General features: G+C 70.4%; 21 protein-coding genes. 12 read left to right on the plus strand and 9 right to left on the minus strand.

The window, feature by feature from the left end; all coding sequences use genetic code 11:
* Nucleotides 1-5: 5 nt before the first annotated feature.
* Entirely contained in the window at nt 6-1,169 is a 1,164-nt protein-coding gene (ispG, locus tag IMZ11_RS24160) for a flavodoxin-dependent (E)-4-hydroxy-3-methylbut-2-enyl-diphosphate synthase (protein ID WP_228644627.1), read from the minus strand.
* 365 nt (nt 1,170-1,534) lie between these two features.
* Between ispG and IMZ11_RS24165 the strand changes: the two genes are divergently transcribed.
* The gene (locus tag IMZ11_RS24165; RefSeq protein WP_228644628.1) at nt 1,535-2,665 is read left to right on the plus strand and encodes a lytic polysaccharide monooxygenase; all 1,131 of its coding nucleotides are present in this window, start codon (nt 1,535-1,537) and stop codon (nt 2,663-2,665) included.
* An 83-nt stretch (nt 2,666-2,748) separates the two neighbouring features.
* Here the strand turns inward: IMZ11_RS24165 and dxr are convergent, their stop codons facing one another.
* Nucleotides 2,749-3,957, minus strand: a complete 1,209-nt coding sequence (gene dxr / locus IMZ11_RS24170) for a 1-deoxy-D-xylulose-5-phosphate reductoisomerase (RefSeq protein ID WP_228644629.1) — start codon at nt 3,955-3,957, stop codon at nt 2,749-2,751.
* Nucleotides 3,958-4,077: 120 nt separating this feature from the next.
* Here dxr and IMZ11_RS24175 point away from each other — a divergent pair, with 120 nt between their 5' ends.
* Both IMZ11_RS24175 and IMZ11_RS24180 read left to right on the plus strand, forming a co-directional pair.
* Entirely contained in the window at nt 4,078-5,085 is a 1,008-nt protein-coding gene (locus IMZ11_RS24175; RefSeq protein ID WP_228644630.1) for a serine protease, read from the plus strand.
* Between the two features lie 36 nt (nt 5,086-5,121).
* A complete protein-coding gene (locus tag IMZ11_RS24180) occupies nt 5,122-5,574 on the plus strand; it encodes a GNAT family N-acetyltransferase (protein ID WP_228644631.1) in 453 nt (150 codons plus the stop codon).
* Between the two features lie 29 nt (nt 5,575-5,603).
* Here the strand turns inward: IMZ11_RS24180 and IMZ11_RS24185 are convergent, their stop codons facing one another.
* Nucleotides 5,604-7,052: an aldehyde dehydrogenase family protein gene (locus IMZ11_RS24185; protein ID WP_061257720.1), complete on the minus strand. Its 1,449-nt coding sequence runs from the start codon at nt 7,050-7,052 to the stop codon at nt 5,604-5,606.
* A gap of 257 nt (nt 7,053-7,309) precedes the next feature.
* Between IMZ11_RS24185 and IMZ11_RS24190 the strand changes: the two genes are divergently transcribed.
* On the plus strand, nt 7,310-7,942 hold the full coding sequence (locus tag IMZ11_RS24190) for a TetR/AcrR family transcriptional regulator (protein WP_228644632.1): 633 nt from the start codon (nt 7,310-7,312) through the stop codon (nt 7,940-7,942).
* Between the two features lie 15 nt (nt 7,943-7,957).
* Here the strand turns inward: IMZ11_RS24190 and IMZ11_RS24195 are convergent, their stop codons facing one another.
* Nucleotides 7,958-9,346 carry a PucR family transcriptional regulator gene (locus IMZ11_RS24195; protein ID WP_308066840.1) on the minus strand — a complete coding sequence of 463 codons (1,389 nt, stop codon included), beginning with the start codon at nt 9,344-9,346 and terminating at the stop codon, nt 7,958-7,960.
* A 117-nt stretch (nt 9,347-9,463) separates the two neighbouring features.
* Between IMZ11_RS24195 and gabT the strand changes: the two genes are divergently transcribed.
* Nucleotides 9,464-10,819 carry a 4-aminobutyrate--2-oxoglutarate transaminase gene (gene gabT, locus IMZ11_RS24200; RefSeq protein WP_228644634.1) on the plus strand — a complete coding sequence of 452 codons (1,356 nt, stop codon included), beginning with the start codon at nt 9,464-9,466 and terminating at the stop codon, nt 10,817-10,819.
* Nucleotides 10,820-10,963: 144 nt separating this feature from the next.
* The gene (locus IMZ11_RS24205; RefSeq protein WP_228644635.1) at nt 10,964-11,227 is read left to right on the plus strand and encodes a hypothetical protein; all 264 of its coding nucleotides are present in this window, start codon (nt 10,964-10,966) and stop codon (nt 11,225-11,227) included.
* A gap of 2 nt (nt 11,228-11,229) precedes the next feature.
* Here the strand turns inward: IMZ11_RS24205 and IMZ11_RS24210 are convergent, their stop codons facing one another.
* Together IMZ11_RS24210 and IMZ11_RS24215 are read right to left on the minus strand one after the other, a co-directional pair.
* Nucleotides 11,230-12,507 (minus strand): extracellular solute-binding protein, encoded by a 1,278-nt coding sequence (locus IMZ11_RS24210; protein WP_228644636.1) that lies wholly within the window; start codon nt 12,505-12,507, stop codon nt 11,230-11,232.
* A gap of 100 nt (nt 12,508-12,607) precedes the next feature.
* On the minus strand, nt 12,608-13,933 hold the full coding sequence (locus IMZ11_RS24215; RefSeq protein ID WP_228644637.1) for an MFS transporter: 1,326 nt from the start codon (nt 13,931-13,933) through the stop codon (nt 12,608-12,610).
* 125 nt (nt 13,934-14,058) lie between these two features.
* Between IMZ11_RS24215 and IMZ11_RS24220 the strand changes: the two genes are divergently transcribed.
* Nucleotides 14,059-14,850 carry an SAM-dependent methyltransferase gene (locus tag IMZ11_RS24220; protein ID WP_228644638.1) on the plus strand — a complete coding sequence of 264 codons (792 nt, stop codon included), beginning with the start codon at nt 14,059-14,061 and terminating at the stop codon, nt 14,848-14,850.
* Between the two features lie 53 nt (nt 14,851-14,903).
* On the opposite strand, the gene IMZ11_RS24225 is transcribed toward IMZ11_RS24220, so the two are convergent.
* From IMZ11_RS24225 to IMZ11_RS24235, 3 genes are all read right to left on the minus strand, one after another.
* Nucleotides 14,904-16,409, minus strand: a complete 1,506-nt coding sequence (locus IMZ11_RS24225; RefSeq protein WP_228644639.1) for a CoA-acylating methylmalonate-semialdehyde dehydrogenase — start codon at nt 16,407-16,409, stop codon at nt 14,904-14,906.
* Nucleotides 16,396-17,691, minus strand: coding sequence for an aspartate aminotransferase family protein (locus IMZ11_RS24230; protein ID WP_228644640.1), 1,296 nt, complete (start codon nt 17,689-17,691; stop codon nt 16,396-16,398). The genes IMZ11_RS24225 and IMZ11_RS24230 overlap by 14 nt, the downstream gene beginning before the upstream one ends.
* A 166-nt stretch (nt 17,692-17,857) precedes the next feature.
* On the minus strand, nt 17,858-19,345 hold the full coding sequence (locus IMZ11_RS24235; RefSeq protein ID WP_228644641.1) for an MFS transporter: 1,488 nt from the start codon (nt 19,343-19,345) through the stop codon (nt 17,858-17,860).
* A gap of 85 nt (nt 19,346-19,430) precedes the next feature.
* Between IMZ11_RS24235 and IMZ11_RS24240 the strand changes: the two genes are divergently transcribed.
* The 5 genes from IMZ11_RS24240 to IMZ11_RS24260 all read left to right on the plus strand — a co-directional run bounded on the left by IMZ11_RS24240 (nt 19,431) and on the right by IMZ11_RS24260 (nt 23,651).
* Nucleotides 19,431-20,240 carry a TetR/AcrR family transcriptional regulator gene (locus IMZ11_RS24240; RefSeq protein ID WP_228644642.1) on the plus strand — a complete coding sequence of 270 codons (810 nt, stop codon included), beginning with the start codon at nt 19,431-19,433 and terminating at the stop codon, nt 20,238-20,240.
* Nucleotides 20,241-20,333: 93 nt separating this feature from the next.
* Entirely contained in the window at nt 20,334-21,944 is a 1,611-nt protein-coding gene (locus IMZ11_RS24245) for a PucR family transcriptional regulator (protein ID WP_228644643.1), read from the plus strand.
* On the plus strand, nt 21,941-22,999 hold the full coding sequence (locus tag IMZ11_RS24250; protein ID WP_228644644.1) for a P1 family peptidase: 1,059 nt from the start codon (nt 21,941-21,943) through the stop codon (nt 22,997-22,999). Before IMZ11_RS24245 ends, IMZ11_RS24250 begins: the two co-directional genes overlap by 4 nt.
* The gene (locus IMZ11_RS24255; RefSeq protein WP_228644645.1) at nt 22,996-23,343 is read left to right on the plus strand and encodes a cupin domain-containing protein; all 348 of its coding nucleotides are present in this window, start codon (nt 22,996-22,998) and stop codon (nt 23,341-23,343) included. Before IMZ11_RS24250 ends, IMZ11_RS24255 begins: the two co-directional genes overlap by 4 nt.
* A gap of 95 nt (nt 23,344-23,438) precedes the next feature.
* Nucleotides 23,439-23,651, plus strand: a complete 213-nt coding sequence (locus IMZ11_RS24260; protein ID WP_228644646.1) for a hypothetical protein — start codon at nt 23,439-23,441, stop codon at nt 23,649-23,651.
* Nucleotides 23,652-23,805: the final 154 nt, after the last annotated feature.

A 23,805-nucleotide genomic window follows, 5' to 3' on the forward strand; every position in this document is an offset into this window, starting at 1 on the left:
AATCGTCAGCTGACGACGACCTGGGGGCCCGAGGCGTCGTCGTCGAGATCGACGTCCACCCCCATCTCCTCGGCCAGGCGCAGGGCCTCCTCGATGAGGGTCTCGACGATCTGCGACTCGGGGACGGTCTTGATGACCTGGCCCTTCACGAAGATCTGGCCCTTGCCGTTGCCGGAGGCGACGCCCAGGTCGGCCTCCCTCGCCTCGCCGGGGCCGTTGACGACGCAGCCCATGACGGCCACCCGGAGCGGGACCTTCAGGCCGTCGAGACCGGCGTGGACCTGCTCGGCCAGGGTGTAGACGTCCACCTGGGCCCGGCCGCAGGACGGGCAGGAGACGATCTCCAGGCCGCGCTCGCGCAGGTTCAGCGACTCGAGGATCTGGGTGCCGACCTTGATCTCCTCGACCGGAGGAGCCGAGAGGGAGACGCGGATCGTGTCGCCGATGCCCTCGGCGAGCAGCGCGCCGAACGCCACCGCCGACTTGATGGTGCCCTGGAACGCCGGGCCGGCCTCGGTGACGCCGAGGTGGAGGGGGTAGTCGCACTTCTGGGCGAGCAGCCGGTACGCCTGGATCATCACGACCGGGTCGTTGTGCTTCACCGAGATCTTGATGTCACGGAAACCGTGCTCCTCGAACAGCGAGCATTCCCACAGCGCCGACTCGACCAGCGCCTCGGGCGTGGCCTTGCCGTACTTCCGCAGGAGGCGGGGGTCGAGGGAGCCGGCGTTGACGCCGATGCGGATCGGTACGCCGTGGTCGGACGCCGCCCTGGCGATCTCGCCGACCTTGTCGTCGAACTTCTTGATGTTGCCGGGGTTGACCCGGACCGCCGCACAGCCCGCCTCGATGGCGGCGAAGACGTACTTGGGCTGGAAGTGGATGTCCGCGATCACCGGGATCTGCGACTTCCTGGCGATCATCGGCAGCGCGTCCGCGTCGTCCTGCGACGGCACAGCGACGCGCACGATCTGGCAGCCGGCCGCGGTCAGTTCCGCGATCTGCTGCAGCGTCGCGTTGACGTCCGCGGTGAGCGTCGTGGTCATCGACTGCACCGAGACCGGCGCGTCCCCGCCGACCGGAACCGAGCCGACCATGATCTGCCGCGACACCCGCCGCGTGGCGATCGGCTGGGTCCTGACGGTGGGAATCCCGAGATCAACAGACATTTCAGCACCTTGGGTTGGCTGGGCGATGGCCCCGTACGGGCTCTCCCAGTCTAGGGAGTCCCGCCAAGATCTCTGGCCGGGTGGCCTATATGTCCCGCAGTACGACGATCCCCATCAATGAAGGTTTCATCACCCGGCGGCGGCGGACGATGACCTGACGTGCGCGGACGCGGACCGGGCGGCCCGGCGGCCGCCGCCTCCCTGGTCGGGCGCGGCAGACCGGGTTAGCGTCGGGAACGCGTGAGCGCTTACGCGCAAATGGTCGGTACGTCAGCGGCTGTCCCCCGGGCCGACGGGCTTCGCATCGTCGGCGGTGCCGTGCTGCACCACGAGTGCGCAGCCATGACCACGCGAAAGGGTAGCCCGTGGGAAGACCACGAAGAACAACGTCACGAACGACGATCGTCACCATCGTCGCCGCCCTGTCCGCCCTCGTCGCCGCCGTGCTCGTCGCCACCCCGGCGTCGGCGCACGGCGCTCCGATGACGCCGGGCAGCCGCACCTACCTGTGCTGGAAGGACGGTCTCACGGCGAACGGCGCGATCGTCCCCAACAACCCGGCCTGCGCGGCGGCGGTCGCCCAGAGCGGAACGAACTCGCTCTACAACTGGTTCGCCGTGCTGCGCTCGGACGGCGCCGGCCGCATGTCGGGCTTCATCCCGGACGGCAAGCTGTGCAGCGGCGCGGCGGTCGTCTACGACTTCAGCGGCTTCGACCTGGCCCGCGACGACTGGCCGGTGACGCACCTGACCTCCGGAGCGTCCATCCAGTTCAAGTACAACAAGTGGGCGGCCCACCCCGGCACGTTCCGCTCGTACATCACCAAGGACTCGTGGAGCCCGACCCGGGCGCTCGCCTGGAGCGACCTCGAGTCCACGCCCTTCGACAGCGTCACCGACCCGACGAGCGTCGGCTCCCCCGGCAACGAGGACGCCTACTACTACTGGAACGCCACGCTGCCGTCGGGCAAGAGCGGCCGCCACATCATCTACACCGTGTGGCAGCGTTCTGACAGCAACGAGACCTTCTACAGCTGCTCCGACGTCGTGTTCGACGGCGGCTCCGGCCAGGTGACCGGGGTGGGACCGGGCGGCTCGTCGCCCTCCCCCAGCCCGTCAGCGAGCCCGTCGGCGAGCCCTTCCACCAGCCCGTCCGCGTCGCCGAGCCCCTCGGCCTCGCCGGGCGGCAGCGGCGGATGCGTGGCCACGTACACGGTCGTCGGCCAGTGGCAGGGCGGCTTCCAGGGTGAGGTGACGGTGCGCAACGCCGGAACCGCGTCCATCGGCGGCTGGACGGTCGGCTGGACGTTCCCGAACGGCCAGACCATCACCCAGGTCTGGAACGGCACCGGCACACAGACGGGCAGCTCGGTGACGGTGAAGAACGTGAGCTACAACGGCAGCCTGGCGCCGAACGCCTCGACGACGTTCGGCTTCCTGGCGAACTCGTCCGGCACCAACGGCGCTCCCGCGAGCGTCACCTGCTCCGCGACCTGATCCACCTGACCGGTCACGTCGTACGGATCCGGGACGGGCGCCACACCCGTCCCGGGTCCCTCGGGGCCCTCGGCTCGGCGGCGTCAGGCCGTCAGCTCCGCGGCCCGGGACCGGGCCCACTCGTCCGCCGCCAGCACTTCCTCGACCGTGGACGCCTGGCTGGTCACGTGCTCGGACACCACTTGGGCGACGGTGTCCACGATGCCGGGGAACGGCAGGGCGCCCTTCATGAACGCCTCCACGCACACCTCGTTGGCCGCGTTGTAGACGGCGGGGGCCGTACCGCCCTGGGTGCCGACGTTCCGGGCCAGCGAGACGGACGGGAACGCCTCGTCGTCGAGCGGCTCGAAGGTCCAGGTGTGCGCCTGGGTCCAGTCGACCGGGGACGCGGTGCCCGGGATCCGCTCGGGATAGCCGAGGGCGAGGGAGATCGGCAGCCGCATGTCGGGCGGGCTCGCCTGCGCGATCGTCGAGCCGTCCACGAACTCCACCATCGAGTGGATCACGGACTGCGGGTGCACCACGACCTCGATCCGGTCGAACCCGATGTCGAAGAGCAGGTGCGCCTCGATCACCTCCAGGCCCTTGTTGACCAGGGTCGCCGAGTTGATCGTGATCACCGGCCCCATGTTCCAGGTCGGGTGGGCGAGCGCCATCTCGGGGGTGACGTCCCACAGGTCCACGCGCCGCCTGCCACGGAACGGCCCGCCGCTCGCGGTGACGACGAGCCGCTGCACGGCCCGCGCGTCGGCCCCGGAGGGGCTCGCCGCCCACAGGCACTGCGCGAGCGCGGAATGCTCCGAATCCACCGGCAGGATCTGGCCCGGCTTGGCCAGCCGTTTGACGAGCGGCCCGCCGATGATGAGCGACTCCTTGTTGGCCAGGGCGAGGTCCCTGCCCGCCTCCAGCGCGGCGAGCGTCGAGGTGAGGCCGAGCGCGCCGGTGATGCCGTTCAGCACGATCGGCCCGTTCCCCGCGTCGGTGCCGCCGCCGGACGGCCACGCGGCGACCTCGGCGACTCCCTCGGCGCCCGCGAGGACCACGGGCGCCGCGCCGTGCGCGGCCAGTGCCTCCTTCAGCGCCGGTACGGCCGACTCGTCCGCGACGGCCACGGCCTCGGCCCGGAACTCGGCGGCCTGGCGGGCGAGCAGGTCGACCCGGCCGCCTCCCGCGGCGAGCGCGGCGATCCGGAGCCGCTCGGGATTCCGGGCGATGACGTCGAGCGCCTGGGTGCCGATGGAGCCGGTGGAGCCGAGGAGGACGACGGAGCGCGGGCTGGATTCTGGAGTCATCGTCCCATTGTCTCGCTACGACGGCCGCCCGGGGCGGCAGGGGAACCGAGTCGGTGCGACACGACGTGATTCACCAAAAGTAGCGGCGAGAATACTTTGCGTCGTGCAAAATCGCATTCCATGACCCCGAGCCTCCTTGTGTTTACCGCTTCCGCCCTGGTCGCCGAACTCCTTGGAGCGCCCGCGCCGGGGAGCCCTCCCGCCGACGTCATCGAGCACACGGCCGCCGCGGCGGCCGCCGCGTACTGGACGCCGGAGCGGATGGCCCGCGCGCTTCCGTTCGACCTGGTCAGCACCGTCAAGCGGGTGGGCGGGCTCGCGGAGCGGCTCATCGCGCCGCGCGCCGTGCCGATCAGAGCCCCGCGTCCGCTCTCCGTCGACCAGCACACGATCGCCCGGCGGCCCGCCGCGCCTCCCGGGGCGGCGGCCAGAACGGTGGACACGGTGACGAGCGGCTCCCGATGGACCGGCGGCGGCGCCGTCGGGGCGACCGTCGGCCGGGTCTTCCTCACCTTGAACGGCGTCGACTTCGTCTGCTCGGGGACCGCCGTGCGCAGCACCAACAAGGACGTCGTGGCGACCGCCGGCCACTGCGTCAAGGACGGCACCGGCGCCTGGGCGGACAACTGGACGTTCGTCCCCGGTTACGAGTCGGGACGCCAGCCGTACGGCACCTACCCGGCGCGGCGCATGTTCGTCGCCGGGCCGTGGGCGCGCGACGCGGACGACACTTTCGACGTGGGCATGGTCGCCGTGACCGACAGCGGCGGGCGGCACCTCGCCGACGCCGTGGGGGCGCACGCGATCGGCTTCAACGGCACGCGCGGCCAGCAGACATACGCGTTCGGCTTCCCCGCCGACCCGCCTTACAACGGCGACCACCTGCTGTACTGCGCGGGCCGGCCGCACGACGATCCGTACAAGAAGACCCAGGACCAGGGCCTGGGGTGCGATCTCACCGCCGGGGCGAGCGGCGGGCCCTGGTTCAGCGGCTTCGACGCCGCCACCGGCCAGGGCCTCCTGACCTCGGTGAGCAGCTTCAAATACAGCAACGACGACGGCAACATGTACGGCCCCTACTTCGGGGACGCGGTCAAGCAGGTCTACGACACCGCCCAGCAGTCGTAACACGCACGAAACCAGCGCATCGCTACCTTTCTCAGCATGGTGATGCGACTGACACGCGCTGACTCGACCGACCCGCTCGTCGTCGAACTGTGCGCCGCGCAGCAGGCGGAACTGGTCGGTCGGGAAACGGAACGGGACATCGTGCACGAAGCACCCAAGCACCTCGACCCACGCATCGCGTTCGTGCTGGCGTGGTGGGACGAGGCGGCGATCGGGTGCGCGGGGCTGCAGCCGCTCGAGCCCGGCGTCGGAGAGGTCAAACGGATGTACGTGCGCCCCACGCACCGCGGGCGCGGCGTGTCCCGGGCGCTGCTCACCGAGATCGAGCGGATCGCGCAGGAGGACGGCCTGGCCACCCTGCGCCTGGAGACCGGCCGGATCTTCGTGGAGGCCATCGGCCTCTACACCTCCAGCGGGTACGCGAGCATCCCCCGTTTCGGGGCGTACGCGGACCTGCCGGAGAGCGTCTGCTTCGAGAAGATCCTCTAGTCTTCCGGGCGCGCGGGCGGCAGGTCAGATCAGAGGGTCAGGCCGGTGAGGACCATGACCTTCTCGTAGGTGAAGTCGTTCATCGCCGAGAGCAGTCCCTCGCGGCCGACTCCGGACTGCTTCACACCGCCGTACGGCATCTGGTCGGCGCGGAACGACGGGACGTCGCCGATGATCACGCCGCCGACCTCCAGCTCCCGGTTGGCCCGGAACGCGATGTCGAGGTCACGGGTGAAGACGCCCGCCTGCAGGCCGTACTTGGAGTCGTTGACCGCGGCGAACGCCTCGTCGACGGACGCCACCGGCTGGATGATCATTACGGGGCCGAAGACCTCCTCGCAGGCCAGCTTGGCGTCCGCGGGGACGTCGGCGAGCACGGTCGGGGCGACCGCCGCGCCGTCCCTGGTGCCGCCGGCCAGCACGCGGGCGCCGGCCTCGACGGCCTCCTTCACCCACTGCTCGACGCGCTCGGCCGCCGCGACCGACACGAGCGGGCCGACCTGGGTCTTCTCGTCGGACGGGTCACCGGTGACGAGGGCGTCGACGGCGGCGAGGAGCTTCTCGGTGAAGCGCTCGCGCACCGACTCCTCGACGATCACGCGCTGCACGGAGATGCAGCTCTGTCCGGCCTGGTAGTTGGAGAACAGGGCCACCCGCGCGGCCGCCCAGTCCAGGTCGGCGTCGGCCAGCACGACGGCCGCGCCGTTGCCGCCGAGCTCCAGCGTGACGTGCTTGCGCGGGACCTGGTCCATGAGGGCGTACCCGACGGGGCCGGAACCGGTGAACGAGACCACCGGCAGGCGGGGGTCCTCGACGAGCGCGCCGGCGCGGTCGTTCGGCACGGGAAGCACGGAGAACATGCCCTCGGGCAGGTTCGTCTCGGCCAGGATCTCGCCGAGCACCAGCGCCGACAGCGGCGTCGCCGGGGCGGGCTTGACGATGACCGGGGCGCCGACGGCGATGGCCGGGGCGACCTTGTGGGCGACCAGGTTCAGCGGGAAGTTGAAGGGCGTGATCGCGAGCACCGGGCCGTGCGGCACACGGGAGATGTAGGCGAGGCGTCCCTGGGCGGCGGGCTCGGTGTCGAGCCGCTGGACCGCGCCGCTGAACCGGCGGGTCTCCTCGGCGGCGAACCGGAACGTGGAGATCGCCCGGTTGACCTCGCCGCGCGCCCAGAAGACGGGCTTGCCGTTCTCGCCGCTGATCAGCTGTGCGATCTCCTCCGCGCGCTCGGCGAGGCGGCGGGCGACGTGACCGAGCGCCTCGGCCCGGACGTGGATCGGCAGCGCGGCGGCCTGCTTGCGGACGGCGTCCGCGGCGGCGACGGCCTGCTCGACCTGCTCGGCCGTCGGCACGGAGTAGACGCCGACGACGCGACCGTCGTGAGAGTTGGTCACCGCCAGCTCGGCGTCTCCCGTCGCGGGACGACCGGCCAGCCAGAAGGGGATCGGTGATGGGGCGTTTGCGCTGCGGTCCATGTCTCTGACGCTATGCCACCTGGTCAGGGGCGGCCTTACTCCGGGGCGCACAATCACCGGACGGCGACTGGCCAATGTGGACAAATCGGCCGTTCCCGCCATGCCATTGCCACGCTATGTCACAGATATGGCGCGATTTCGTGATGAATTAAGTTTCGGAGCGGTTTGAAACTGCAATGGCGTGGTTAAGTCTCAACCGGGTCAGTCACGGACCCCTTCGATGGAAGGGCTCGTCGCTCATGGGTACGCCGGCGCCTTTGGGACTTCAGGGCGCCTACGCGCTCGGGCAGCGCAGTAGCAACGACGAGCTCCGCACCCGGCTCCTCGACGTCGCGAGCGAACTGCTCGCCACCGCGGGCCCGGAGAGCCTCACCGTCCGCAGGATCGCGACGGAGGCCGGCTGCTCGACGACCGTGATCTACACGATGTTCGGCAGCAAGGAAGGTCTGGCCGAGGCTCTCTATCTCGAAGGCTTCGAGCGCGTCCGCCGCCGCCTGGCCGCCGTTCCCCCGCGCAGCGACCCGTTCGAGTTCCTCACCGCGCTCGGGCCCGCGTACCGGGAGGCCGCGCTCGCCGACCCCGGCTACTACAGCCTGATGTTCGAGCAGGCGATCCCCGGTTTCGTGCCGAGCGAGCGGGCGAGGACGCTGGCCCGCGCCGCGTTGAACATCCTCGACCGGGTGATCGCGGACTGCATCTCGGCCGGTTATCTCGTGCCCACCCAGCCCAGGAAGATCGCCGACGCGCTGTGGGCCGCGGCGCAGGGCGCGCTCAGCCTGGAACGTGCCGGGCACCTGCCCGACGACAAGACCTACGACACCGTGACCACGGCCACGATCTGCTGCTTCCTGGCGCCGAGGAACACCCGGGCCGACACGCCACGGTCGTGAGACGCGACGGATCCGTCAGCCGGCGCTGAGCGCGATCCACAGCTCGGCGCGGGCCGCGGGGTCGTCGAGGTCCCGGCCGAGCAGCTCGCTCACCCGCTTCATCCGGTACCGCAGCGTGTGCCGGTGCACGCCGAGCCGCTGGGCCGCCGCGTCCCAGTGCCCGTTGCAGGCGAGGTACGCCCTGAGCGACTCGATGAGATCGGCGCGCGAGCCGTACTCGCGCAGCGGTGCCAGCAGCGCCGCGGAGAACGCCGCGGCGGCCGCCGGGTCGAGCAGGGAGAGCAGCCCCTGTCCGGCCAGCTCAGGGAACCTCGCCACGGGGGCCGCTGACGCGAGCGCGCGCTCCGCCTGGTCGAGCCCCACGGCCAGCTCGGCGTAGCCGACCGATCCGCTGGCGCCGACCCTCCCCCGGCCGGCGGCCCACGCGATGGCGTCCTCCGCCTCGTCCGCCCGCGCCAGCACCACGGTCAGGCCCCCGTACGGGAGACCCTGGGCGGCGGGCTCGTCGGTGTCGCAGGCGAGGACGACGAGCGGCTCCGCGGGCAGCTCGCCGCCGATCGCGGCGAGGATCTCGCCCGCCGCCGCGGTCTCCCCCGTGAGCAGCAGGCGGAGCACGGCGGCGCGCACCCGCAGGTCGGCGGCCCGCTGTTCCCTGCCCTGTTCCAGGCCGAGGGTCAGCAGCGAACCGGCGGCGTTGACGATGGTGTGGCCGATGGGCGTGAACGGCCGCACCGACCCCACCGCGAAGAAGCCGCGGCGGCCGAGCGGCTGCACGATCACATGGTCGCCCGGCGTCGAGACGGCGATGCTCGACGGGGCTCCGGGGGCGCGCAGCCGCGCCAGCTCCGGCTCCAGGGCGCGGGCCCGCGCGGACGGCCGCCCCGCCCGCGCCGCGTGCCGTACGGCTCCGGCTGCGTCGAGGAGCAGCGCCCAGCCGTCGATCTCGCGGGCGAGCCGCTCGATGACGGCGTTCATGCCCTCCGGCTGGAGCGCGGCCCTGGTCAGCCGGCCCTGGGCGGCGAAGGCGCGGCTGATCTCCTCGTACTGCTCCGCGGCGAGCAGTTCGCTGACCGCCTTGCCGATCGCGATGAACGGCGTGTCCCTCGGCACCTCGACGAGCGGCAGCCCGGCGTCCGCGGCGGCCTCGACCAGCGCGGGGGGCACGTCCTCGTGGCCGAGACCGACGGCGAAGCCCAGCCCGGTGACCCCTCGGGCGACGAGCCGCGACACGTACGGCAGGGCGCCCTCGGCGTTGAGCCGCATGCCGGTGGTGAGGACCAGCTCGCCCCCCTCCAGGAAGGGCGTGGGATCCTCGAGCTCACTCACCGCCACCCAGCGGACCTTGCGGTCAAGCGCCTCGGAACCGGCCAGGACCTCCAGGTGAAGGGGGGTAATCGCCGTCACCCTGCGCAGCGTCGGCGCCATGTCGTCCTCGACTTGTCCAACCGGTACAAACAGTCTCCATCATTGTGCCACGACGACACATCGGCAGGTGGCGGCGCCGGCCATACGGTCGATGGCATGAGCACTGCCACGCAGGGCGGCCCCGGACTTCCCCAGGAGCGCCGCCTCGTCACCGAGATCCCCGGCCCCAAGTCGCGCGAGCTGTTCGCGCGCAAGCAGTCCGCCGTTCCGTCCGGCGTCGGTACGACGCTGCCCGTCTTCGTCACGCAGGCCGGCGGCGGCGTGGTCGTGGACGCGGACGGCAACTCCCTGATCGACTTCGGCTCGGGCATCGCCGTGACCAGCGTCGGCAACGCCGCGCCGCGTGTCGTCGAGCGCGTGCAGAAGCAGGTCGCCGACTTCACCCACACCTGTTTCATGGTCACGCCGTACGAGTCCTACGTCGCGGTGTGCGAGAAGCTCAACGCGCTCACCCCCGGTGACCACGAGAAGCGCACGTTCCTGGTGAACAGCGGCGCCGAGGCCGTCGAGAACGCCGTCAAGGTCGCCAGGAACGCGACCGGGCGGCAGGCGGTCGTGGTGTTCGACCACGGCTACCACGGCCGGACGTTGCTCACGATGACGCTGACCGCCAAGAACATGCCGTACAAGCACCGGTTCGGGCCGTTCGCGCCCGAGGTGTACCGGGCGCCGCTGGCGTACCCGTTCCGCTGGCCGACCGGGCCGGAGAACTGCGCCGACGAGGCCGCCGCCCAGGCTATCGACATGATCAACAAGCAGATCGGCGCGGAGAACGTCGCGGCCGTCGTCATCGAGCCGATCGCCGGCGAGGGCGGCTTCATCGAGCCGGCCCCCGGCTTCCTTCCGAAGATCCTCGAGTTCTGCAAGGCCAACGGCATCGTCTTCATCGCCGACGAGGTCCAGACCGGCTTCGCCCGCACCGGCGACCTGTTCGCCTGCGAGCACGAGGGCATCGTCCCGGACATCATCGTCACGGCCAAGGGCATCGCGGGCGGACTCCCGCTGGCGGCCGTGACCGGGCGGGCCGAGCTCCTCGACGCCGTTCACGGGGGCGGCCTCGGCGGCACATACGGCGGCAACCCGCTGGCCTGCGAGGCGGCGCTCGGTGTGCTGGAGACCATCGAGGAGGAGAAGCTCGTCGAGCGCGCCGGGCACATCGGCGACGTGATGCTCTCCCGCCTCAATTCCTTCAAGGAGCGCTTCGCGATCGTCGGGGACGTCCGCGGCCGTGGCGCGATGGTCGCGATCGAGCTGATCCAGCCCGGCACCAAGGAGCCGAACGCGGCGGCGACCGCCGAGATCGCCCGCCGGTGCCACGCCGAGGGCCTGCTCGCGCTGACCGCCGGCACGTACGGCAACGTCCTGCGTTTCCTCCCGCCGCTGGTCATCTCCGATGAGCTGCTGGAGGAGGGGCTGTCCATTCTGGAGAACGCCATCGCCGGCGTCGCATAGGACACAAGGTTTAAAGGGGGCACCCGGCTTCACGCCGGGTGTCCCTTTTGTTGTTATACGGTTTTCCACATGCCTGCGATTTAACCCCCGCTTGACATCGCCCTAGTCGATCACAAAACGTAACCGAGCTATAACGGTTCGGGTATGCGAAGGGGGAACGCGATGGGGTGGGATCCGAAAGGGGCCGCGAGGCCCGTACCGACGTTCGACCCCGCGGGCCTGACCGCGACCCAGCTCGACGGGGACGCCTGCGTGGTGTGCCACAAGAAGTGGCCCCGCCCCCGGGTGCTGGTGGGCCGGCTGCCCGACGACGCCCCGGTCCACGCCTGCGACGACTGCGCCGAAGCGCTGCTCCCGGTGCCCGAGGGGGCGGTCCCCCAGCAGCGCCGCAGCCGCGCCTTCTCCTGACCTCAGCCCACGAGCCGCTTCCAGCGCTCGACCCACTGGCCGTAGCCCACGCACTCCCCGTCCCCGCCTCCGCAGTTCTTGGCGGGGCGCGAGGCGAAGGAGACGTCGTCGAACGACGTGTAGTCCGCGCAGATCCGCTTGGTGCGACCGGTGCACGCGGCCTCGTTGGCGGGGGCCAGCCCCACCCATTCGGCCGCCTCCCTCTGCACCGTCGTCGAGCTGGTCCAGTCGAGCCACTCGTACGCGCAGGACGGGTGGGCCGCGGCCGAGGACACCATCCACGCGTCGGCCCATCCGGTCACCGGCCCTCCCGCCGCCTTCACCGGCTTGTGCCCGAGGGCCAGCACGTCCCGGTGGTACGGCGTGGCCTGCGCGAGCCGTACGGAGCCGGAGGCGAACCCCTGGATGACCTCGATCGGGTCGCGCCAGTAGACGCGGTCCGCCGACTTGCCGCGGGAGAGGAGCTCCATCGCGTCGTCGAGCTGGGACGGCGTGAGCTGGAACGGGTCGTCGATCTCGGCGCCCCGGCGCTTCAGCACGAGGGCGGCGTCGGCGATGGTCAGCGGGCTGTCCTTGAGCATGACCGCGCCGGTGCCGCCGTAGAGGGCGGCCGCCGTCTTGGGCCCGTCCTTGGTGGTGTCGTAGAGGACCTCGTTGATGCCCCACAGGTACGGCACGCCGTACACGTCGTCCTTGCGGGTCTCCAGCTTGCGGAGCTGTTTGGGGATGTCGTGGTAGGCCGCGATCAGGGAGGTGTTCAGCGGGGCGACCGTGCCGTCGTCGATCAGCTTGCCGGCCAGTTCGGGCGGGGCGGAGATCACGTCGAACGAGCCGGGGTCGATCGGGCGCGTCCCGCCAGCCGTCGCCGAGGCGTCGTAGGTGCGCAGGTTGACCTTGCAGCCCGTCTCGGCCTGGAAGGGAGCGACCCAGTTGACCTTGGGGTCGGTGCCACCCCACTCCACGTAGCCAGGAAGCGCGAGGACGTTCACCGCGCCTTCACCCGGACCCGGCGACGCCGCAGGGGTGGGCGTCTTCGCCGGCTTGGACGGCGTCGCGGAGGCGTTGTGCGGCGACGGGCTCGCCGCCGCGCCGCGCGCCCGTGGAGCGGCGGCCGCGGCCGCGGACGGCTGGTCCGCCGCCGGGGTGACGGCGGTCGTGGTCGCAGGGGTCGCCATGGTGGCCGCGGTCGTCTCCGTGGCACCGCATGCCGAGGCGAGCAGGCCCATCAGGGCGACGGCCGGCACGGCGACGGGCAGGCGGCGGGTTGGACGAAGCGCCACTCGGACCCCCTTACGAGACGGACGCCACGAGCCTACTGGGGCCGGAGCGGGGAGGCGCCGTCCGCCACCGGCCCTTCGGCCGATGCCTTCCACCTCTTCCTCAGCGCGTCGGCAGCGCCTCAAGGGGTGTGTCGTCCTCGGTCCTCGCCTGGATGCGGTGCCGTACGACGAGGCCGAAGATGGCGACGATCAGGCCGAAGACACCCGAGACCACGAACGGGCCGGCGGGCCGCCAGGCATCGTGCAGCGCGCCCCCCAGGGCGGAGACGATCATGATGCCGAGGGAGCCGCAGAGGGTGTGCACACCGAACGCCGCACCGCGCACGGCGGCGGGCACCTGCTGGGCGAGCATGGGCCCGGCGGTGGTGATGCCGGCGATCTCACCGATGCCGATGAGGACGGCGACGATCATCATGCCGGGGCCGAGGGGGTCGGAGACGAGCAGCGTCGAGAGGTAGGCGCCCGCCGCGATGAGCTGGGCCAGGATCAGCAGGTCCTGGCGGCGCATGCGGTCGCCCAGCCAGCCGAACACCGGCGCGCACAGCAGCGCGACCATCTGCGAGATGCCCACCACCGCGCCCGCCTTCGCCAGCGCCTCCGCGCTCGACAGCCCTCGCTCGCCGGTGGCGTAGTCCGAGATCCACAGGGTCAGGAAGCTGACGACGACGTAGAGGTCGGCCCGCGCGACGAACGACGCGGCGTAGGACAGCGCGACACCCGGGTCACGCGCGAGCACGAGCCCCTCGCGGACCAGGCGGGTCAGCGGTGTGCGCTCGGCGGCGACGTCGGCCGGGACCCGGGAGAGCGTCGCCCACAGGAGGCCGGCGACGATCAGGATGCCCGCCGCGATCAGCAGGAACGACAACCGGGTCGCCGCCACCGGATCCAGGCCGCGCTTCTCCATGGTCTGCGGCAGTTTGGCCACGACCAGCACCGCGACCAGCGCGCCGAGCCCGCCGAAGACGCCGATGAGCCCATACGACTTGCCGCGCGACCGTTCGCGCACGTAGTCGATGGCGATCGTGGACAGCATGGCGTTGATCGCGGCCACGCCCAGCCCGAAGATCACCCTCAGGACGACGAGGACGGCGGTGTTGCCGGCGAAGGGGAACAGCACGGCGCCGATCGCGCACAGCACCAGACCACCGACCACGATGACGCGGCGGCCGAACCGGTCGGCGAGCGCGCCGTACCAGGCCAGGCTGAGGACCATCGCCAGCTCGGCGGCGAAGCCCAGCAGGCCGACGATCGTGCCCTGCCCGGACTCGGGCACGCCGAGGATGGTGGTGAGGATGTGCGGCTGGGTCGACGGCAGGAAGGAGACCACTGCCGTGCCTGCGGTCGCGAGGAACAGCAGCGCCCACATGTTTCCCTTGGTGATGCCGTCGGCGAGCTGCGCGCCCAGCACACGAGGCGGGGAAGTCACCCGAAGATCATGACATCGCCAAACCCGATAAGCTAGCTTTTCCTCAGATATCCAGATATCTCATCATTTCCAATGGAATCGCCCGTTACGGCGGCGAACGAGGGAACGAGAAGAATCGGGGCATAATGGCCGTCGAGTTTGACCCGAATACTCCCAATGCTGCACGGATGTACGACTATTACCTGGGCGGCAAGGACAATTTCCCCGTCGACCGTGCCGCGGCCGAGCAGGTCCTGCGTCACGTTCCGGAAATCCCGATCGGGATCAGGGAGAACCGGGCCTTCCTCCAGCGCGCCGTACGCTTCCTCGCCGAACAGGGCATCCGCCAGTTCCTCGACATCGGCGCGGGCCTGCCGACGCAGCGCAACGTGCACCAGGTGGTCGCCGAGATCGACCCCGAGGCCCGCACGGTCTATGTCGACAACGACCCGCAGGTGCTCGTCCACGCCCGCGCCCTGCTGCAGGACAGCCCGGAGGTTCTCGTCGTCGAGGGCGATCTCAGGCGGCCCTCGACGATCATGGATCACCCTGAGGTACGCGCCCACCTGAACTTCGACGAACCGATCGCGGTGTTGCTGCTGGCGATCCTTCACTTCATCCCGGACTCCGACGACCCGACCGGCCTCATCGCCGAGATCCGGAACCGCCTGGCGCCCGGCAGCCACATGGTCCTCTCCCACGTCGCCATCGACGAGCGCCCGGAGGCCGCCCCGGAGGTGGAAGGCGTCTACCGCAGCGCGTCCGCCCAGTTCGTCGCGCGCATGTCCAGCGAGATCGAACCGTTCTTCGACGGCCTCGACGTCACCCCGCCCGGGATCGTCAACCTGCACGAGTGGCGGCCCGACAGCCCCGTGCTCGCGCCGCCCCTGGAGAAGGTGAAGTCCTACTTCCTCTGCGGCGTCGGCCGGATCAACTGAAAGAACGCGCGTCGAGGGGGCGTTCCGCCCCCTCGGCGCGCGTCCGGTACCGCTTACTTGTTCGTCGGGAAACCGAGGTTCACACCGCCGTGCGAGGGGTCGAGCCAGCGTGACGTGACGACCTTGCCCCGGGTGTAGAAGTGCACACCCTCGGTGCCGTGGACGTGCGTGTCGCCGAAGAGCGACGCCTTCCAGCCGCCGAAGCTGTAGAACGCCATCGGCACCGGGATCGGCACGTTGATGCCGACCATGCCGACCTCGACCTCGTTCTGGAAGCGCCGGGCGGCGCCGCCGTCGTTGGTGAAGATCGCGGTGCCGTTGCCGTACTCGCCGGTGTTGATCAGCTCCAGGCCCTCCTCGTACGACTTGACCCGCACGATGGACAGGACCGGGCCGAAGATCTCCTCACGGTGGACCCGCGAGTTGGCCGGCACGTGGTCGAGCACGGTGGGGCCGAGCCAGAAGCCCGGGGTCTCGGCCGCGGTCGTTCCGCCGTGGATCGGCGTCTCACGGCCGTCGACGACGAGCTTGGCGCCCTCCTCCAGGCCGAGGTCGATGTAGGACGCCACCTTGTCGCGGTGCACCCTGGTGACCAGCGGCCCCATCTCGGACGCCGGGTCGTCGCCGGGGCCGATCGTCAGCCTGCCGACCCGCTCCACGATCTTGTCGACGAGCTCGTCGCCGATCGGGTCCACCGCGAGCAGGACGGAGATCGCCATGCACCGCTCACCGGCCGAGCCGAAGCCCGCCGACACGGCCGAGTCCGCGACCAGGTCGAGGTCCGCGTCGGGCAGCACGAGCATGTGGTTCTTGGCACCGCCCAGCGCCTGGACCCGCTTGCCGTGCGCGGTCCCGGTCTCGTAGACGTACCGGGCGATCGGGGTCGAACCCACGAAGGAAACGGCCGCGACGGAGGGGTGCTCCAGCAGCCGGTCCACGGCGACCTTGTCACCCTGAACGACGTTGAACACGCCGTCGGGCAGCCCGGCCTGCTGCCACAGCGAGGCGATCAGCAGCGACGCGGAGGGGTCACGCTCCGACGGCTTGAGGATGAAGGTGTTCCCGCAGGCGATCGCCACGGGGAACATCCACATCGGCACCATCGCCGGGAAGTTGAACGGCGTGATCCCCGCGACCACGCCGAGCGGCTGCCGGATCGAGTACGAGTCGACGCGGGTGGAGACGTTCTCCGAGAAGCCGCCCTTGAGCAGGTGCGGGATGCCGCAGGCGAACTCCGCGACCTCGATGCCGCGGGCGACCTCACCGAGCGCGTCGGAGTGCACCTTGCCGTGCTCCGCGCTGATCAGGGCGGCCAGCTCGTCGCGATGCCGGTCCATCAGGTCGCGGAAGCGGAACAGGATCTGGGCCCGCTTGACCAGTGACGCGTCACGCCAGGCGGGGAACGCCGCCCGCGCCGCCTCGACCGCGGCGTCGACGTCCTCGACGGACGCGAGCTCGACGGCGCCGCTGACCTCGCCCGTGGCGGGGTTGAAGATCTCGGAAGTACGCCCCCCTCCGGAAACGAGATTTCCGTTGATCCAGTGGTTAACGTGCTTCATCGTTGATGGTCTCCAAAGCAGTGATCATGATTCCCAGGCCCTCGCGGGCCTCGTCCTCGGTCAGGGTGAGCGGCGGCGCCATGCGCAGCGCGCTGCCGTGCAGGCCGCCCTTTCCGGCGAGCAGCCCGAGCTTCTTGGTCTCCTCCATGAAGCGCGCGGCCATCGCCGGGGCCGGCGCCTTGGTCGCGGGGTCGACCAGCTCGATCGCGAACATGAGGCCCTTGCCGCGAACCTCGCTGATGATCGGGAGCCGGGCGGCCGCCTCGCGCAGGCCGGAGATGATGATCTCGCCGGTCCTGGCCGCGTTGGCCTGGAGGTCGTGGTCGAGTACGTAGTCGAGGGTGGCGTTGGCCGCCGCCATCGAGACGGGGTTGCCGCCGAAGGTGGACAGGCCGATCGCGTGCGGCTGGTCCATCAGGTCGCCCCTGGCGACGACGCCGCCGACGGCGAAGCCGTTGCCCAGGCCTTTGGCGAACGTCATCATGTCGGGCGTCACGCCGTGGTTCTGGATGCCGAAGAACGCCGACCCGGTCCGGCCCCAGCCGGTCTGGACCTCGTCGGAGATGAAGAGGATACCCTCCTCGTCGAGCACCTCCTTGTACGCCGCGAACAGGCCGTCAGGGGCCATGGTGAACCCGCCGACGCCCTGGATCGGCTCCGCGATCAGCGCGGCGACCCCGTTCGAGACGCTGGTGGCGAGCACGTGGCGCAGGTCGTCCACACACGCGGCGATGTAGTCCGCGTCGGACAGCCCGCGGAACTGGACGAGGTGGCGGTCGGCGCCGTGCAGGAAGTGCACGTTGAGCGGCGACAGCGAGTTGTTCTTCCAGGACCGGTTGCTGGTCACGCTGACCGCGCCGAAGGAGCGGCCGTGGTAGCTCTGCCGCATGGCGAGCACCTCGTCGGACTTGCGCGCGTAGGTGGCGAGCAGCAGCGCGGTCTCGTTGGCCTCCGTGCCGGAGTTCGTGAAGAACACCTTGGCGTCCTTGATGCCGGACAGCCTGGCGATCTTCTCGGCCAGCTCGACCTGCCCGCGCAGGAGGTACACCGTGGAGGTGTGCACGACGCCGGTGGCGATCTGCCGCTCGACGGCCTCGCGCACCTCCGCCACGTCGTACCCGATCATGTTCGTCAGGATTCCGGCGAAGAAGTCGAGGTAGCTCTTGCCTGAAGCGTCGACGACACGGTTGCCCTTGCCGCTGACGATTTCGATGGGCTCACCGTAGTTCAGAGCGAGCCAGTTGGGCATAACCGCGCGGTGGCGGGCAAGAAGGTCCGACATAGTGACGAGTATCCCGTCTCATGGCGCCCGCTCCCACCTGCAACATGTCGGCCTTATTCGGTTTCGCCTTACATCCTGAAGCGTCCTTGCAGACATCAGCATGTCATGACAAAGTCGGTCCGGCCGCCGCGATGCGACGGCCGGACCTCGTGGATCTTCCCGAAGGTCAGGCGGGAGTGCCCGCGGTGGGCGCTCCCGCGACGGGGGCCTCGGCCGCCGGAGCCCCCGCGGCCGACGTACGGCGCAGCACCAGGAGGGCCACCAGGGCCGCGGCCAGCGAGCAGCCGACTCCGACGAAGGAGCCGACCGACATGGCCGACACGAACGCGTCCTTCGCCGTGGCGGCGAGCGACGGGTCCCCGAGCGCCAGCGCCCCGCTGATCGAGTCGCGCGCCGCCTCCGGGGCGGTCTCCGGCATCCTGGCTGTGTAGGCCCCGGCGAGCACACTGCCGAGCACGGCCACGGACAGCGCCATGCCCACCTGCTGCACGGTGTCGTTCAACGCCGAGCCCACCCCCGCGTGTTCGGCCGGCACCGCTCCCATCAGCGTCGCGTACGCCGCCGGACCGGCGAGGCCGCCGCCGACGCCCATGATGATCAGGCTCGTGATGAGCACGGTGTACCCGCCGCCCAGAGTGGACAGCACGCCGAAGCCGGCGGCCAGGACGAACAGGCCGACCACGATCAGCGTGCGGTTGCTGACCTTCTTGCCCAGCCCGGCGCCGAGGCCGTTGAACATGAGGGCGGCCACGACGTACGGCAGCAGGGCGAGCCCGGCCCGCATCGGCCCGTAGCCGAGGACGAACTGGAGGTACTGCGTCAGTGCCAGCATCAGCGCGCCCGAGCCGAAGGACAGCAGCACGATCGAGAAGCACGCGCCGCTGAACGACCGGTCACGGAAGAGCCGGAGCGGAAGCATCGGATGCTCGGCCCTGCGCTCCCAGAGCACGAACCCGCCGAGGGCGAGCACGGCGACCGCGACGGACATCGGGTCGAGGCCGTCCGTGGGCATGGTGATGACCACCCACACCAGGGCGGCCATGCCGACGATCGACAGGACGACGCCGACGGGGTCGAGCTTCCGCACGGAGCCACGCGTCTCGGGCATCAGGACGATCGCGGCGATGATGGCCAGCACGGCGATCGGCACGTTGAGCAGGAACACCGAACCCCAGTAGTAGTGCTCGAGCAGGAACCCGCCGAGCGTGGGCCCGGCGATCACGCCGACCATCGCGACCGAGCTCCAGGCGGCGATGGCCTTGCGCCGCTCCGACTCGTCGAAGACCGTGATCAGGATCGACAACGTGGACGGCATGATGAGCGAGCCCCCGACGCCCATCAGCGCCCGCGCGCCGATCAGCTGCCACGGCTCGGCCGCGAGCATCGCGACCACCGACGCCCCGCCGAAGAAGGCGAGGCCGACGATGAGGAGGCGGCGCCGGCCGTACCGGTCGGAGAGGCTGCCCGCCGTGAGCAGCAGTCCCGCGAACACCAGCACGTACGAGTCGATGATCCACTGGATGTCCGACGGGGTGGCGCCGAGGTCGCGCATGAGCGCGGGGATCGCCAGGTTGAGAACCGTGTTGTCCACGACGAGGACGAGCAGGCTCAGACAGAGGACGCCGAGGATCCACCATCGGCGCGGATGAGACATTCGATCTTCACCTCGAACAGTGTGCGGGTAGACTCGCACACTGTACGGCAGCCTCGAACGCTGTGCGAGGAAATATCCTGTGACGATGCCAGGGAAGCCCTTCACCTCCGTCTGGACCCGCGAACGCAAGGGGCGGCGCGAGCAGGGGCTCAGCCGCGACCAGATCGTCCGCGCCGCCCTCGACCTGCTCGACGAGGAGGGACTCGACGCGCTCAGCATGCGCAAGCTCGGCGCCCGGATCGGCGCGGGCGCGACCAGCCTCTACTGGCACGTCGCCAACAAGGACGAGCTGCTGGAACTCGCCCTGGACGAGATCTACGGCGAGGTGGCGACGCCCGCGGACGCGAGCTGGCGGGAAACCGCGGGAGCCGTGGCCTGGGGCCTGCGTGGCGTGGTCCTCGCGCATCCGTGGTCCGTCGGGCTCATCGGAGTACTGCCGAGCATCGGCCCGAACGCGCTGACGATGTCCGACCGGCTGCTCAAGGCGGGCCGGCGGGCCGGGTTCCAGGGCATCGACATCGACTTCGCCGTCAACGCCGTCATCGCCTACACCCTCGGCGCCGCCATCCCCGAGGCGGCGTGGCGGGGCCTGGTCAGCCGGTCGGGCGCATCTCCGAACGAGGCGCAGACCGCGATGGCCCCCGCGATCGAGCAGCTGGCCGAGCCCTATCCGGACCTGCTCGAACGCTACAAGGACTACATGTCCCAGGGGTTCGACCCCGCCACCACCAAGCAGATCGGCTTCGACTACGGCCTGCTCGCGCTCCTCGACGGCCTGGACGCTCGCCCCGGCCGGCGGGGCGTCGAGGAAGGCGGCGCGTCCCCCATGCCGCGTCCGGGCGGGAAGGACGTCGAGGAAGGCGACACATCCCTTATGCCCCGGACACGTCCGTAGCGCCGTCGAGGACGGACCGCACCCGGAATGTGGTGTCATCCTGTCAGGCCCGTACGCATCGGCCTTACATTATGATCAGGTAGCCTCATGGGCATGCTACCGACGGTCGCCGATGTGCTCGCGCTGGACGCCGTCCGGCGTGGCAACCCACGGGTGGTCGCCGGCGCGGACCGGCTGGACACGCGCGTGCGCTGGGTCCACGTCGGCGAGATCAGCGACATCGCCAACATGCTGCGCGGCGGGGAGCTCGTCCTGACCACGGGCGTCGCCCTGCCCGACGAGCCGGACAAGCTCGCCGACTACATCGCCGACCTCGCCTCGGTCGGCGCCTCCGGGCTCGTGGTCGAGCTGGGACGCAAGTTCGTCCGCGAGCTGCCCCGGGTGGTCGTCAAGGCCGCCGAGGAGCACGGGCTGCCCCTCATCGTGCTGGCCCGCGAGACCCCCTTCGTGCAGATCACAGAGTCGGTGCACGCCCGGATCATCGACATCCAGCTCCAGGAACTGCGCGCCTCCGAGCAGCTGCACGAGGTGTTCACCGAGCTGTCGGTCGAGGGCGCCTCTCCCGCCGAGGTGCTCGGCCAGGTCGCCCGCTTCTCCGGCCGCCCGGTTCTCCTGGAGAACCTCGCCCACCAGGTACTCGCCTGCGACACCGCGGGGCGCGACACCGGAACGCTGCTGGCGAGCTGGGAGACGCGTTCCCGCGCGGTCTCCCCCGACGAGCGCACCGCGTACGACGCGGCCTCCGGCTGGCTGATCACCATGGTCGGCGCGCGCGGGCAGGACTGGGGACGGCTGATCCTCCTCTCCGACGGGGAACCGAGCCCGCGCGACATCGTGCTAGCCGAGCGGGCCGCCACCACGCTCGCGCTCAGCCGCCTTCTCGAACGCCACCAGGAGTCCCTGGAGCGCCAGGCACACGGCACGATCATCACCGGCATCCTGACCCACGCGTACGCCGATCCGGAGGAGGCCGCCGCCCGGGCCCGCGCCGTCGGCGTGCCGCTCACCGGCAGAAAGCTGGTCAGCGCGGTCATCCGGCTCACCGGACCCACCGACACCGCGCTGGGTGAACAGGCCCAACTCGGGGAGCTGGCCGAAGCCGGCGCCGCCGCGTGCCGCGACGCGAAGCTGCCCGCCCTGGTCGGCACGCTCGACCAGAACCACGTCGGCCTGCTGGTGCCCCTTCCGCCGCGCTCGACCGCCGAGGCCGCGCTCACCGCGCTCGCCGACCGGCTCCGCGCCTGCTACGCCGGCACCTTCGTGCTCGCCGCCGGATCCGTCGTCGAATCCATAAGGGACGTACGGCGCAGCTTCCTCGAAGCCGAGCAGGTGGCCGACGTGGCGGTGCGCCAGCCCGACGGCCGGCCCTTCTATCGCCTGCCCGACCTGCGGCTGCGCGGCCTGCTCCACCTGCTGAGGGACGACGCGCGGATGCAGACGTTCGCCGAGCGTGAGCTGGGCACCCTCCTGGCCCATGACGCCCAGCGCAACGGCGACCTGACCCGCATCCTGCGGATCTATCTGGACGCCGGGCGCAACAAGGCCGTCGCCGCGCAGAAGGCCCACCTGTCCCGGCCGGCCTTCTACGACCGGCTGCGGCGGCTCGAACGCGTCCTCGACACCGATCTGGACGATGTTGAATCATGCCTGTCACTTCATGTGGCACTGCTTGCTTTGGAATCCTTCCGGAGGGAGGCCCGTTGAGGGCTCGCGAGCACGGCATCGTCATCGGCACGGGAACGCCCGGACCGCACAACGCCATCACCGACGTCGCCGGAGTGCGCGTCGGCCACACCACGCTGATCAGTGGCGAGGGTCCCCGGGTCACCGGGCAGGGCCCGATCCGCACCGGCGTGACGGTCATCCTGCCCCACGGAGGTTCGACATTCGACGAGCCGCTGTACGCCGGCCTCCACTGGCTCAACGGCTGCGGCGAGATCACCGGCATGGCCTCCCTGGAGGAGTTCGGCATGCTCACCTCACCGATCGCCCTGACCAACACCGCCTCGGTGGGCGTGGTCAGGGACGCGTTGGTGGAGCTCGAGGTCGACGGCGGCAGGCAGGCGTGGTCGCTCCCGGTCGTGGGTGAGACCTGGGACGGCCGGCTCAACGACATCAGCGGGCAGCACGTCCGGCGTGAGCACGTCCACCAGGCGTACCGCGAGGCCGGCGGAGGCCCGGTCGCCGAAGGCTCGGTCGGCGGCGGGACCGGCATGATCTGCCATGGTTTCAAGGGCGGCATCGGTACGGCCTCACGGGTCGTGGACGGCTACACGGTCGGCGTCCTCGTCCAGGCCAACCACGGCAGGAGGGACCGGCTGACGGTCAACGGGGTCGGCGTCGGCGCGCGGTTGCCCGCCGAGCCGGTGGCGCACGAGGGCGCCGGTTCGATCATCGGGATCGTGGCGACCGACGCGCCGCTCCTCCCCCACCAGTGCAGGCGGCTCGCGCAGCGGGCCGGGCTCGGCGTCGCCAGGACCGGCGGTGCCGGCGAGAACTTCAGCGGCGACGGCTTCCTGTGCTTCTCCACCGGCAACAGGAACCTTCCCTCGGCTGCGCTGGACTCGGACACGCCGCGCACGTACCAGGTGACCTCGCTCTCGGACGAGTACATCGACCCGCTGTTCTACGCGGTCATCGAGGCGACCGAGGAAGCCATCGTCAACGCGCTGGTCGCGGCTGAGACCATGACCGGCGCCGACAATCTGACCGTTACCGGCCTCGACGGGGCCACTCTGGCAAAGGTGCTGAGCACATGATTTCCGACCGCCTGGCCGCCGCCGGGGCCATCACCTTCCCCGTCGCCGACGTGGAGCTGGAGCCGTACGATCTGGATCCCGGCCAGGTCGTCTCTGGAGAGCCGCGCGTGGCGATGGCCCAGCTCAGCCCGGGCCGCGGCGTGTGGGAGATCACTCCGGGCGTGGTCACCGACGTGGAGGCGGACGAGATCTTCGTCGTGCTCACCGGCCGCGCCACGATCGAGGTCGAGGGCGGGGAGACCGTCGACGTCGGCCCCGGCGACGTCTGCCTGCTGGCCGAGGGCGCCAAGACGATCTGGACGGTCCACGAGACCCTCCGGAAGGTGTACCACTCCCGATCCTGACCCTGGGAGTGGTTTTCCCACCCAGGTGTAAGAGCTATCGCACCGGACACGCTGCGTACGGCCGCGTGTACGGTGCGATGTGCTTTTCTCGATGGGTGCAGACGAAAAGCGAACCTGAGATCAGTCCGGACACCGTGGTCCGCGCCCTGTCCGCCCGATTCCCCCGGTGGACGATCTGGTGGGGCAAGTCCACTTCGCACTACTGGGGACTGTCCCGCCGTAGCGGGGGCACCCTCGTCTACGTCGAGGCCCGGTCCGCTCAGGAGTTCATGCAGCGAGCCCGCGAGATGGACTCCCGCCACCCTTAGCGAAATATCCCTTTTCAGGGCAAATGTCTTAATTGCCCGAAATTGCCGATGCGAATCTCGCCACACTTTCTCGTATTTGGCGTATTTTGCTCCCGTTGTACTGCGTTTCTCGCCACGATGGTCATTTCGCGACCATGAACGGGAGAGACAGCAA

This window comes from Microtetraspora sp. AC03309 (assembly GCF_020826795.1).
Classification (GTDB): Bacteria; Actinomycetota; Actinomycetes; order Streptosporangiales; family Streptosporangiaceae; genus Microtetraspora; species Microtetraspora glauca.

Coding starts and splice junctions, on each gene's coding strand:
- IMZ11_RS24180 (WP_228644631.1), top strand. CDS start 5,122: ATGGTGATGCGACTGACACGCGCTGACTCGACCGACCCGCTCGTCGTC.
- IMZ11_RS24175 (WP_228644630.1), top strand. CDS start 4,078: ATGACCCCGAGCCTCCTTGTGTTTACCGCTTCCGCCCTGGTCGCCGAA.
- IMZ11_RS24220 (WP_228644638.1), top strand. CDS start 14,059: ATGGCCGTCGAGTTTGACCCGAATACTCCCAATGCTGCACGGATGTAC.
- dxr (WP_228644629.1), bottom strand. CDS start 3,957: ATGACTCCAGAATCCAGCCCGCGCTCCGTCGTCCTCCTCGGCTCCACC.
- IMZ11_RS24240 (WP_228644642.1), top strand. CDS start 19,431: ATGCCAGGGAAGCCCTTCACCTCCGTCTGGACCCGCGAACGCAAGGGG.
- IMZ11_RS24255 (WP_228644645.1), top strand. CDS start 22,996: ATGATTTCCGACCGCCTGGCCGCCGCCGGGGCCATCACCTTCCCCGTC.
- IMZ11_RS24185 (WP_061257720.1), bottom strand. CDS start 7,052: ATGGACCGCAGCGCAAACGCCCCATCACCGATCCCCTTCTGGCTGGCC.
- IMZ11_RS24205 (WP_228644635.1), top strand. CDS start 10,964: ATGCGAAGGGGGAACGCGATGGGGTGGGATCCGAAAGGGGCCGCGAGG.
- IMZ11_RS24245 (WP_228644643.1), top strand. CDS start 20,334: ATGCTACCGACGGTCGCCGATGTGCTCGCGCTGGACGCCGTCCGGCGT.
- IMZ11_RS24235 (WP_228644641.1), bottom strand. CDS start 19,345: ATGTCTCATCCGCGCCGATGGTGGATCCTCGGCGTCCTCTGTCTGAGC.
- gabT (WP_228644634.1), top strand. CDS start 9,464: ATGAGCACTGCCACGCAGGGCGGCCCCGGACTTCCCCAGGAGCGCCGC.
- ispG (WP_228644627.1), bottom strand. CDS start 1,169: ATGTCTGTTGATCTCGGGATTCCCACCGTCAGGACCCAGCCGATCGCC.
- IMZ11_RS24230 (WP_228644640.1), bottom strand. CDS start 17,691: ATGTCGGACCTTCTTGCCCGCCACCGCGCGGTTATGCCCAACTGGCTC.
- IMZ11_RS24225 (WP_228644639.1), bottom strand. CDS start 16,409: ATGAAGCACGTTAACCACTGGATCAACGGAAATCTCGTTTCCGGAGGG.